At 73.9% G+C, this 11,604-nt stretch carries 8 protein-coding genes; 5 read left to right on the top strand and 3 right to left on the bottom strand.

Translation table 11 applies throughout. The features are described from left to right. The first annotated feature begins 37 nt into the window (after positions 1-37). The 5 genes from ACZ5UI_RS17110 to ACZ5UI_RS17090 all read left to right on the top strand — a co-directional run bounded on the left by ACZ5UI_RS17110 (position 38) and on the right by ACZ5UI_RS17090 (position 8,655). Positions 38-2,161, top strand: a complete 2,124-nt coding sequence (locus ACZ5UI_RS17110; protein WP_464189051.1) for a S53 family peptidase — start codon at positions 38-40, stop codon at positions 2,159-2,161. A gap of 3 nt (positions 2,162-2,164) precedes the next feature. Next, positions 2,165-4,330: a S53 family peptidase gene (locus ACZ5UI_RS17105; RefSeq protein WP_464189049.1), complete on the top strand. Its 2,166-nt coding sequence runs from the start codon at positions 2,165-2,167 to the stop codon at positions 4,328-4,330. A gap of 13 nt (positions 4,331-4,343) precedes the next feature. Next, positions 4,344-5,819 (top strand): sulfatase-like hydrolase/transferase, encoded by a 1,476-nt coding sequence (locus tag ACZ5UI_RS17100; RefSeq protein ID WP_464189047.1) that lies wholly within the window; start codon positions 4,344-4,346, stop codon positions 5,817-5,819. A 39-nt stretch (positions 5,820-5,858) separates the two neighbouring features. After that, a complete protein-coding gene (aroF, locus tag ACZ5UI_RS17095; RefSeq protein WP_464189045.1) occupies positions 5,859-6,878 on the top strand; it encodes a 3-deoxy-7-phosphoheptulonate synthase in 1,020 nt (339 codons plus the stop codon). Between the two features lie 82 nt (positions 6,879-6,960). After that, complete coding sequence (locus ACZ5UI_RS17090) at positions 6,961-8,655, top strand: GGDEF domain-containing protein (protein ID WP_464189043.1); 1,695 nt, start codon at positions 6,961-6,963, stop codon at positions 8,653-8,655. Positions 8,656-8,692: 37 nt separating this feature from the next. On the opposite strand, the gene ACZ5UI_RS17085 is transcribed toward ACZ5UI_RS17090, so the two are convergent. From ACZ5UI_RS17085 to ACZ5UI_RS17075, 3 genes are read right to left on the bottom strand one after another with little or no spacing between them, the layout of a single operon-like run. Then, entirely contained in the window at positions 8,693-9,541 is an 849-nt protein-coding gene (locus ACZ5UI_RS17085) for an ABC transporter ATP-binding protein (RefSeq protein WP_464189041.1), read from the bottom strand. Beyond that, on the bottom strand, positions 9,517-10,554 hold the full coding sequence (locus ACZ5UI_RS17080; protein WP_464189039.1) for a FecCD family ABC transporter permease: 1,038 nt from the start codon (positions 10,552-10,554) through the stop codon (positions 9,517-9,519). The genes ACZ5UI_RS17085 and ACZ5UI_RS17080 overlap by 25 nt, the downstream gene beginning before the upstream one ends. Further along, entirely contained in the window at positions 10,551-11,579 is a 1,029-nt protein-coding gene (locus ACZ5UI_RS17075; RefSeq protein WP_464189037.1) for a FecCD family ABC transporter permease, read from the bottom strand. Before ACZ5UI_RS17075 ends, ACZ5UI_RS17080 begins: the two co-directional genes overlap by 4 nt. Positions 11,580-11,604: the final 25 nt, after the last annotated feature.

Below are 11,604 nucleotides of genomic sequence, written 5' to 3'. Positions count from 1 at the left end.
TGTGCCCCCTGTTCGCCGGTCGTTCCTCCTCGCCGGATTGCTTGGCAGCCTGGCCTTTGCCGGTCCCGCCCTCGCCGCACCTGACGATCACGAGTACGGCGTCCTGCTGCAGCCGCGCGATCCGGCCGCGCTGGAGGCGTTCGCGACCGCGGCCTCGACCCCCGGCTCACCCCAGTTCGGCCAGTACCTGCGCGGCGGCGCGTTCGGCGAGCGATTCGGGCCCACCCCCGCGACGGTCGACGCGGTCCGCGCCGCGCTGAGCAGCGCCGGCCTGGAGGCCGGACGACTGCCGGCCAACAGCCTGATCCTGCCCATGCACGGCACAGCGGCCGCGGCGCAGGACGCGTTCGGCACGCTGCTGGTCGACAACACGCCGTCCAATCCCCCGAGCCTGCCTGCGGCGGTGACCGACGAGATCGTCGCCGCGCTGGACTACGGCAACCCGACCAACCCCGGGGGAGCGCGCGCGGCGCGCGGGTCGACGGCACCCACGCGGTCCACGCCCGCTCGCGTCGCGCCGCCCACGCCCTGCGCCGAGGTGGTCGCCGCCGCCGACGCGGCCGTGACCGCCGGCGGCAAGCGGCCGTGGCTGTTTGACCAGATCGCCCAGGCCTACGACTTCACGCGCGTGCGCGCGGCCGGCGGCTGGGGCCAGGGCGTGACGGTCGCGCTGATGGAGTGGGAGGGATTCCTGCCCGCGGACGTCGCGCACTTCCAGCAGTGCTACGGCACGTCCGCGGACGTCGTGCCGATCGACATCAACGGCGGCCCGGACTCCACCGGCCATCGGGGCGAGGCCGAGCTCGACATCGACGTGCTCGCCGGGCTGGCTCCCGAGACGACGATCCAGGTCTACCAGGGCCCCAACGCGGAGACGAACACCGATTGGCTCAGCGTGTTCGCCGCGATCGCCACCGACAACGAAGCCGACATCGTCAGCACGAGCTGGGGCGGCTGCGAGGCGACGGGCGACGCGGTGGTGATCGCGGCCGAGACGCCGCTCCTGCTGCAGATGGCCGCTCAGGGCCAGAGCGCGATGGCGGCGGCGGGCGACGACGGCTCGGAGGACTGCGGATACCCGCACCACGGGCTGAGCGTCGACGACCCCGGCGCCCAGCCCTGGATGTTGTCCGTCGGTGGGACCGGGATGTCGGCGATCGGCGATCCCCCAGCACTGCGCCCGACCGAGGTGGTCTGGAACGTCGGCAACGACCCCAGCTACGGCGGGGGCGGAGGCGGCGGTGTTTCGGAGAACTTCGTGATGCCGCCGTGGCAGGCCGGGCCGGGCGTGATCGGCCCGCGCTCCAGCCACGACATCTGCAACGCGCCGACCGGCCAGCACTGCCGCCAGGTGCCCGATGTCAGCGCCCTGGCCAACTCCAACCAGGGCTACCTGATGTACGACACGAACAACGGCGGGGCGTGGAACGGCAACGGCGGCACATCCGCCGCGGCTCCGCTGTGGGCGGCCATGGCGGCATCGATCCTCTCGACGCCGCAGTGCAACGGACAGCGGCTTGGCCTGCTCGGCCCGCGGCTGTACCCGCTGGCGGCGGTGGGCGGGTCGGCGGCGTTCAACGACGTGATGACGGGAACGAACGACCTGAGCGGCGTTGCCTCGGGCTTCTACGACGCCACGCCGGGCTACGACATGGCCAGCGGCCTGGGAACGCCGGTCGGCGGCGGGCTGCTCGCCGGCATCTGTCCGGTCGCGCCCGTGCCCACGTCGGCCGGCTCCGGCGCCGAGCCCGCGCCCGAGCGTGCGCCGGATCCGGCGGCGACGCCCGCGCCGGCGCCCGTCCAGGTCCCGACGCCGGCCATCGTGCCCGAGCCGCCCGCAGCGGCACCGCGCGCGGAGATCCGCGGGCAAGCCATCACGGCGACGCCCGACGGGCGCCTGTCGCTCGGCGTGCGCTGCCCAGCGGGCGAGGCCGACTGCCGCATCGACATCCGCGTGCGCGGCCGGGGCGTCGACCTGCGCCTGCGCAACCGCCGCGTGGAGGCGGGCGCCACCCGCTCCCTGCCGTTCCGCCTGCCCAGGCAGGCGCGCGGGAAGTCGATGACGCTCACGGTGACGGTGACCTCGCGCAGCGCCGACGGCCGGACCACCACCTCGACGAAGCGGATCACCGTGCGTCCGCGCGGCCGCGGGAAGGGCTGAGCCATGCGCCGCCTCCGACGGACCCTCGCCCTGGCCGCGCTGCTCGTCCTCGCGGGCGCGGGCCCAGCCGCGGCGGCGCCGACAGTCGAGTACGGCGTGGCGCTGGCGCCGCGCGACCCCGCCGCGCTGGACGCGTTCGTGGCCGCCGTCTCGACGCCCGGCTCACCCCAGTTCGGCCAGTACCTGCGCGGCGCGGAGTTCGGCGAGCGCTTCGGGCCGGCGCCCGAGACGGTCGCCGCGGTCAGCGACGCGCTGCGGGGCGCGGGCCTGGAACCTGGCTCGCTCCCGGCCAACAGCATCATCCTGCCGGTGCGCGGGACCGCGGCGCAGGTGCAGGCGGCGCTCGGGCCGCAGCTGGCCGAGCCCGGTGTCGCCACGCGGACCGCCGGGTCGCCCCTGCCCGCGTCGGTGACCGATGAGGTCCTCGGGGTGCTGGAGCTGGGTCCCGTCGCGGCGGACGGAGCCAGCGCCCTGCGCGCGCAGGGCCCGGCCGAGCCGACCACCCGTTCGGCGCCCAGCCGTCTGGCGTCGCCTCCGGCGGCGTGCCCGGCCGCGGCCACCGCCGCGGCGGGCTACTCGCCCGCGCCGTGGCTGTTTGACCAGATCGCCACCGCCTACGACGTCTCCACCGTGCGCAACGCGGGCGGCTGGGGCGACGGCGTGACGGTCGCCCTGATGGAGTGGGGCTCGTTCAACTGGACGGATCTCGTGGCGTTCCAGCAGTGCTACGGCACGTCGGCGAACGTCGTGGACGTGATGATGAACGGCGGACCGGCGGGTAACGCGACGCACGCGGAGCCGACCATCGACATCCAGACCGTCGTCGGGCTCGCGCCGCAGGCGACCGTGTTCGTGTACCAGTCACCGGGTGGGTGGAACGCCTCGATCGCCCAGAAGCTGAGCATGTTCTCGCTCGTGGCGACGAACAACAGCGCCGACATCGTCGTCGACAACTGGGGCACGTGCGAGGCGGACGCGAACGGCGTGGAGCTCGTCGAGGCGACGCTACTGGCGCAGATGGCGGCCCAAGGGCAGAGCGCGATGGGCCACTCGGGCAACTGGGGCTCGGTGGACTGTGGCGGCAGCCTGAGCGTCGATGACCCGGGCTCCCAGCCAGACATGCTCTCGGTCGGAGGGACGACCATGTCGGCGATCGGATCGCCACTCGCCACGCCACCGACCGAGGTGACCTGGAACAACGGCGCGGCCAACGGCGGTGGAGCGAGCGGCGGGGGGATCTCCGAGCGCCACGTGATGCCCACGTGGCAGGCCGGTCCGGGCGTGATCAGCGCGTCGTCCAGCGGCACGCCCTGCTCGGCGCCCCCCGGGAAGCTCTGCCGTCAGGTCCCCGACGTGAGCGCGCTGGCGGACTGGAACCAGGGCTACCTCTACTACTACACGGGCGGGGGAGAGAACGGCTGGTACAAGGACGGCGGCTCCAACGCGGCCGCATCGCTGTGGGCCGGATTGACCGCGTCGATCCTGTCGGCGCCGCAGTGCCACGGTCAGCGCCTGGGCCTGCTCGGACCACGGCTGTACGCGCTGGCGGCGGCCGGCGCGCCGGCGTTCAACGACATCACGTCGGGGAACAACGACCTCGCCGGCACCGATCCGACGCACTACGCGGCCGGGCCTGGCTACGACATGGCCACCGGGCTGGGGACGCCGGTGGGTGGCGGGCTGCTGGCCGGGCTGTGCCTGCTTCCCGCGAGCTCTGCAGGCGGTGGCGGTGGCGGCGGCGGCCGTGCGGCCTCGGCCGAGCGCGATCCGGACGGCACGACGACGCCCGCGCCAACGCCGACCGCGGCGCCGGCGCCTGGGGCTCCGGTGCCCACCGGCGCGCCTGCCGCGCCGGCGCCGCGCGCCGAGGTGCTCGACAAGACGCCGACCGTGTCGCGCGACGGCCGCTTCGCCCTGGGCGTGGGCTGCCCGGCCGGCAGCGCCGACTGCCGCGTCGACGTGCGCGTGAAGGGCAAGGGCGTCGACCTGCGCATGCACAACCGCCGCGTCGAGGCGGGCGATCGGCGCGAGCTGCCCATGCGCCTGCCGCGGAAGCTGCGCGGCCGCGACCGGGTCACGCTGACGGTCACGGTCACCACCCGCACCGCGGCCGGCCAGACCACGACATCGACGCAGAAGATCGTCGTGCGGAGGGCACGCGGCGCCTGACAGACTGCGCCGCATGTCCCAGGAAGGGCTCCCCAAGCACCCCAACCTCGTCCTGATCATCACCGATCAGGAGCGCGCCCCGATGCACTGGCCGGAGGGCTTCGCCGACGCGCACCTGCCCTCGCGCCAGCGGCTGCTCAACCACGGCATCTCCTTCGAGCAGGCCACGTGCAACACGTGCATGTGCTCGCCCAGCCGCGCGACGTTCTTCACGGGCACGATGCCCGCGCAGCACCGGGTCAGCGACACGCTCACCTACGGCGGCATCTTCAGCCCGGGCGAGACCGTGCTCGATCCCAACCGGCCGAACCTGGCCACGATGCTGCGCGACGGCGGCTACGAGGTCCACTACCGCGGCAAGTGGCACCTGAGCAAGGGGCCCGAGGGCGGCGAGGACGTGCGCGCCGAGGACGTCGCCGCCTACGGCTTTGCGGGCTGGATCGGCCCCGACGCGGGCGGCAACACGCAGCCGGCCTCGTTCGGCGGCGGCCGCGCCGACCACGACGCGCGCTTCATCGAGCAGTCGCTGGAGCTGCTGGACGAGCTCGCCGCGGCCCCGCGCGAGCAGCCGTTCGCGCTGGTCATCTCGCTGATCAACCCGCACGACGTGCTCGCCTACCCGGCCGGCTCCTGGAAGGACGACTTCACTCCGCAGGACATCGTCGGCGACATCCCGCTGCCCGAGACGGTCGACGAGGACCTGGTGGCCAACCACAAGCCGACGGCCCAGGAGCGCCTGCGCGTGATCGCCGACTTCGGCCTCGGCCCGGTGCAGCCCGACGAGCGCGCCGGCTACGTGAACTTCTACGCCAACCTGACCGCGCGCATCGACCGCCAGATCGCCCCGATCGTCGATCGCTTCTACGCCGCCGACGGCACGCCGACCGCGCTGGGCCAGGAGACGATCGTCGTGCGCATGTCCGACCACGGAGAGCTCGGCCTGGCGCACGGCGGGATGCGCCAGAAGGCGTTCAACGTCTACGAGGAGGCGATCCGCGTGCCGCTGATCGTCTCCAACCCGCACCTGTTCCCAGACGCGCGCGCGACCGACACGCCCGCCTCGCTGCTGGACCTGATGCCCACCGTGGCCAGCCTGTGCAACGTGGCGCCGCCCGCGGGCCTGCGCGGCACCGACCTCAGCCCGGTCATCCACGATCCCGAGGGCGGCCCGGTCCAGGACCACGTGCTGTTCACCTTCGACGACACGCGCGCGGCCGCCGACTCGATCCGCGAGCCGGTCGCGGCGGCCAACCGCATCCGCATGATCCGCGAGGCGCGCTTCAAGTTCGCCCGCTACTTCCACGCCGACGGAGCCTTCCCGACCGAGTTCGAGATGTACGACCTGGCCGAGGACCCGCTCGAGCTGGAGAACCTCGCGCACCCCGATCACCCGCGCTACGCCGAGCCGGATGTGGTCGCCGAGCGCGAGCGGCTGGCGGCCAAGCTGGCCGAGGCCGAGGACCGAAACGCGCGCCCGCTGCCCGTCTGAGCGGGGCGGGCGCGGCGGCGTCGTACCCTCCACGGCGCCATGCTCGTCATCTTCTCCCCCGACGCCACGACCGCCGAGATCGATGCCGTCACCCAGCGCATCCTCGCCACCGGCGCCGGCGCGCAGCGCGTCGTCGGCGCTGAGCAGACCGTGATCGGCGTCATCGATGCCGATCGCGATCACATCACGAGCCTCGAGCTGGACGCCGATCCGGGCGTCGACCGCGTCGTGCCGGTCTCGTCGCCCTACAAGCTGGCCCACAAGCATCGCCACGGCGACGTCGCCCATCCGGTGGAGATCGCGGGCGTCAGCTTCGGTGGCGTGGCGCCCGAGTTCCGCTTGATCCTCGGGCCCTGCGCGGTCGAGACGCGCGAGCAGACGCTGGCGGCCGCGCGCGCCTGCCAGGACGCGGGCGCCGACATGCTGCGCGGCGGCGCGTTCAAGCCCCGCACCAGCCCGTACGCCTTCCAGGGCCTGGGCCTGGACGGCCTGAAGATCCTGGCCGAGGCACGCGAGGAGACCGGCCTGCCGATCGTCACCGAGCTCACCGACCTGCGCGACATCGACGCGGTCACCGAGTACGCCGACGTCGTCCAGGTCGGCGCCCGCAACATGCAGCACTTCCCGCTGCTGACCGAGCTTGGCCGGGCCAACCTGCCGGTGCTGCTCAAGCGCGGGATGGGCGCCTCGATCGACGACTTCCTGCTCGCCGCCGAGTACATCCTCACCGAGGGCAACCAGAACGTGCTGCTCTGCGAGCGCGGCATCCACGCGAAGGCCACGCCGGCCCGCTCCGCGCTGGACCTGGCCGCGGTCACGGTGCTCAAGGAGCACACGCACCTGCCGGTGATCGTCGACCCCTCGCACGCCGCCGGCCGGCGCGCGCTGGTCGAGCCGCTGGCGCTGGCCGCGGCCGCCTGCGGAGCCGACGGCCTGATCGTCGAGTGCCACCCGGACCCGCGCAACGCGCGCTGCGACGGGCCCCAGGCGATCACGCTCGACGCGCTGCCGCAGTTCGCCGCGCGGGTGCGCGGCGTCGCGGCGCTCGTCGCCGCCTGAGCCGCCGACCACGCAGGAAACGCAAACTGGGACAGCAACGCTCAAGTCCCGTCCCGGACAGCCGATACGAGACGGACCGAGCATGTCCGATCCCGCTGCCGCAGCCCATGCGGCTCTCGACCGAGCCCGCGACACCTACTGGGAGCGCACGACCCAGGCGCTGAGCGTCGCCCAGGACGCCGAGCGTCTCGGGGCGCGCCACGGCGACGCGTCGATCGTGGCCCGGGCGCTGGCCCTGCGGGGCAACCTGGCGCTGCACAAGGGCGACGTGCGCCGGGCCTTCCAGATCGCCGCCGAGGCCGAGCCGCACGCCGATCGCTCCGACTCCCCGGGCACGCGCGCGGAGATCGCCGCCTTCCGGGCGCAGCTGCACTTCTTCTCCGGCGCCTACGCGCAGGCGCTGGTCCAGGCCGAGGCGGCGATTGAGCACGCGGAGGCGGCCGGCGACCTGCAGCTGCAGATCTACACGCGCCGGGCGGCGTGCATCGTCTTCGGCAACGTCGGCGTGCGCGGCTGGCCGCAGTACCTGGCCGCGACGCTGGCGCTGGCCGTCCGCGCCGGCAACCGCTGGCAGGAGGTGATCACCCGCAACGACCTCGCGCACTTCCGCATGGTCGAGGGCGAACCGGTCGAGGCCTACGCCGAGCTCGACCGGGCGATGGCCATCGCCGAGGCGCTGGCGCCCGACAACCACTTCGCGCTGGGCGTCCTGTTCTGCACCCGGGCCGAGCTGCACCTCGACCAGCAGGACCCACGCGCCGCGCTGGCCGACACGCAGACCGCCGTCGACCACCTGACCGCCGGGACCGACGCCAACCACTACGTGCTGGGCATGACCGTCGTCGTCCAGGTGCGCGCGCTGCTGGCCCTCGGCCGCCTGGAGGAGGCCCGCGACCTGGGCGAGCGCGCTCTGCTGCGCATCGGCGACCAGCTGCCCCAGGCCCGCTCGTTCATCCTGACCAGCCTGGCCACCGCCCTGCGCGACGCGGGCCACGCCGACGCGGCCTACGACGCGCTGGAGCGCAGCGCCGAGCTCGAGCGTCAGGCCTTCCGTGAGCTGTCCGAGCTGCAGGTCGGCCTCGAGCGGGCCCGCCTGGAGACCGACGCCGCCCGCCGCGAAGCCGACGCGTTCGCCACGAAGAACTCCGAGCTGGAGCGCGTGATCGCCGAGCTGGCCGAGGCGCACACCCAGTTGGAGCACCGCACCGAGCAGCTCGAGGGCCTCCAGGACGCGCTGCGCGAGCAGGCCGAGCGCGACTGGCTGACCGGCCTGCACAACCGTCGCTACCTGGCCCGCGAGCTCGATCGCCTCAACGGGCAGACGCCGACCGGCGCGTTCAGCACCGCCGTGCTCGACCTCGACCACTTCAAGGCGATCAACGACCGCTACGGCCACGACGTCGGCGACCGCGTGCTGCAGCGTCTGGCCCGCCTGCTGACCGGCGTGCTGCGCGCCTCCGATCGCGTCGTGCGCACCGGCGGCGAGGAGTTCGTCCTGCTCATGCCCGGCGCCGACGAGCGCTCAGCCCAGATCGGCTGCGAGCGCGTCTGCCGCGCGGTGCGCGAGGAGGCCTGGCACGAGATCGCCGACGGCCTCAGGCTGACCGTCTCGATCGGCGTCGCCTCCGCGCGCGCGGCCACCGATCTGCAGCACCTGGTGACGCTGGCCGACCGCCGGCTGTACGACGCCAAGCGCGGCGGCCGCGACCGCGTGGTCGGCGAGGCCGACGAGCTTCCCGATGTCGAGCCCTACGTGCGGCGCTTGGACGCGGTGTAGCCGCGGTAGGCGGCGAACAGGACGACGAGCAGGACGATCAGGAAGAAGATCTTGAGGAGCATGTGTCCTTGCTCCTACCCCGGCGGGCCTCCGGCACAACCAGCGGCAGGCCGGTCTGGGGGTCGGCGATGACCTGGCAGGGCAGGCCGAACACCGCCTCGACCAGCGCTGCGTCGACGATGTCGCGCGGTGGGCCCTCGGCCACGATGCGCCCCTCGCGCATGGCGATCAGGTGGGTGGCGTAGCGGCAGGCGTGGTTGAGGTCGTGCAGCACGGCGACCATCGTGTGGCCGCGCTCCTCGCGCAGCTCGGCGCACAGGTCGAGCACCTCGATCTGGTGGGCGATGTCCAGGAAGGTCGTGGGCTCGTCGAGCAGCAGGATCGGCGTCTCCTGGGCCAGCGCCATGGCCAGCCACACGCGCTGGCGCTGGCCGCCCGACAGCTCGTCCACCGGGCGGTCGGCCAGATCGGCGGTGGCGGTGGCGGCCAGCGCGTCGGCCACCGCGCGCGCGTCGTCGGCCGACCACTGGCGCAGCAGGCCCTGGTGCGGGTAGCGCCCGCGGGCGACCAGATCGGACACGGTGATCGCGTCCGGGGCGATCGGCGACTGGGGCAGCAGGCCGAGCTTGCGCGCGACCTGCTTGGACGGCTGCGAGGCGATCGCGGCGCCGTCCAGGAACACGGTGCCGGTGCGCGGCTTGAGCATTCGCGACAGCGCGCGCAGCAGCGTCGACTTGCCGCACGCGTTGGGCCCGACGATCACCGTGAACGAGCCGTCGGGGATGGCCACGGTCAGCTCGTCGGCCACGACCCGGTCGTCGTAGGCCAGCTGCAGCCCGTCGCCGTGCAGGCGGGCGTCGGTCATGCGCTCCTCCGGGATCGCCATTCGTGGGCCAGCAGCCAGGCCAGGTACAGGCCGCCGATCGCGCCGGTCATCACGCCGACCGGCAGCTGCTTGGGGGCCAGCAGCCGCTGGGCGATCAGGTCGCTGGCCTGCATCAGCAGCGCGCCCATCAGCGCCGCGGAGATCAGGCCGGGGCCCGAGCCGCGGGTCAGGCGGCGGGCGATCTGCGGGGCGGCCAGCGCGACGAAGGCGATCGGTCCCGCGGCCGCGGTGGCCAGCGCGGTCAGCCCGACGCCGACGATGGCCAGCGACAGGCGCGAGCGCTCGACGCGCACGCCCAGCGCGCTGGCCGCGTCGTCGCCCAGCTCGAGCATCTTCAGCGGTCGGGCCAGCAGGAAGGCCAGCGGCAGCAGGATGGCCAGGCCGATGGCCAGCGGCACGACCTGATCCCAGCCGCGGCCGTTGAGCGAGCCGGCGATCCAGATCGCCGCCTGCTGGGCGTCCTCCAGGCGGGCGCGGGTGAGCAGGTAGTCGTTGAGCGCCAGCAGCATGAAGCTGATGCCGATGCCGATCAGCACGAGCCGGTAGCCCTGCACGCCGCCGCGGTAGGACAGCGCGTAGACGACGAGCGCGGTCAGCAGGCCGGTGCCCACCGAGCCCAGCGCGATCGCGTTCTGCTCGGCGCCGAAGATGATGATCATCACGACGGCGCCGGCGGCCGAGCCGTAGGTGAAGCCGATGATGTCGGGGCTGCCCAGGGGGTTGCGCGTGATGCTCTGGAAGATCGCCCCGGCCACGCCGAGCGCGCCGCCGACCAGCAGCGCGCAGACGACGCGGGGCAGGCGCAGCGTCTCGACGATGAAGCTGTTGGCCGGGTCGCCGGCGCCGACCAGGGTGGTCAGCACGTCGCCGACGGAGATCGGGTAGTCGCCGATCATCAGGCCGGCGATGGCCGCCGCCGCCGTGGCCAGGGCGATCAGCGTGCCGGCCACGATCGGGCGGCGCGAGACCGCGAACGAGACGCGGCCACCGAACGGACGGGCGACGGCGCTCACAGCTGGGCGATCCGCTTGCGGCGCACCAGCGCGATGAACACCGGGGCGCCGATGAAGGCGGTGACGATGCCGACCTGCAGCTCGCCCGGCCGGGCCACGAGGCGGCCGATCACGTCGGCGCCGAGCAGCAGCACGGGGGCCAGCACGGCCGAGTAGGCCAGCACCCAGCGCTGGTCGGGGCCGGTGATCGCCCGGGCGATGTGGGGGACGGTCAGCCCGACGAAGACGATCGGCCCGATCGCCGCGGTGGCCGCGCCGCACAGCAGGGTGATGGCCAGCGCGCCGATCGCCCGGGTGCGGCCGATGTGGGCGCCCAGCGCGCGGCCCGCGTCGTCGCCCAGGGCCAGCGCGTTCAGCGGCCGGGCCAGGATCGCGGCCAGCAGCACCCCGGCGATCAGGAACGGGGCGACCATCCCCAGCGTGTCGCTGTCGCGCCCGGCCAGCGAGCCGACCGACCAGTAGCGCCAGGCGTCGAAGGTCTCGATGTCGGTCAGCGTGATCGCCTCGGTGAAGGCCACCAGCGCCGCGGTGATCGCCGTGCCGGCCAGCGCCAGGCGGACCGGGCTGGCCCCGGCGCGGCCGGTCGAGCCCAGCAGGTAGACGACGATCGAGGCGAACGCCGCCCCGATGAAGGCGAACCACACGTAGCCGCTGAGCGAGGTGACGCCCAGCCAGGCGACGGCCACGACCACCGCGGCCGAGGCGCCGGCGTTGACGCCCAGCAGGCCGGGGTCGGCCAGCGGGTTGCGGGTCAGCGCCTGCATCAGCGCGCCGGCCAGGCCGAGGGCGACGCCGCAGCCCAGGCCGAGCAGCGTGCGCGGGACGCGCAGCTCGCGCACGATCACCGCCGCGTCGGAGTCGCCGCCGTGCCACAGCGCGTCCCACACGGTCCCGGGGTCGATCGCCCGCGCGCCGAAGGCCACGCTGGCCAACAGCACGAGCAGGAGGAGGACGACCGCAAGCAGAAGTCCCAGGGGGCGCACCGCCACGGGGCGGCGCAGGGTCGTCGTCGGGCTGACGGCCATTAGGGCGCCCGAATATAACTGTCTC

The sequence above is a fragment of the Conexibacter sp. JCM 18997 genome, from assembly GCF_055391915.1.
The sequence above is the reverse complement of the archived record's forward strand: the minus strand, read 5'-3'. Positions and strand labels throughout refer to the sequence as shown.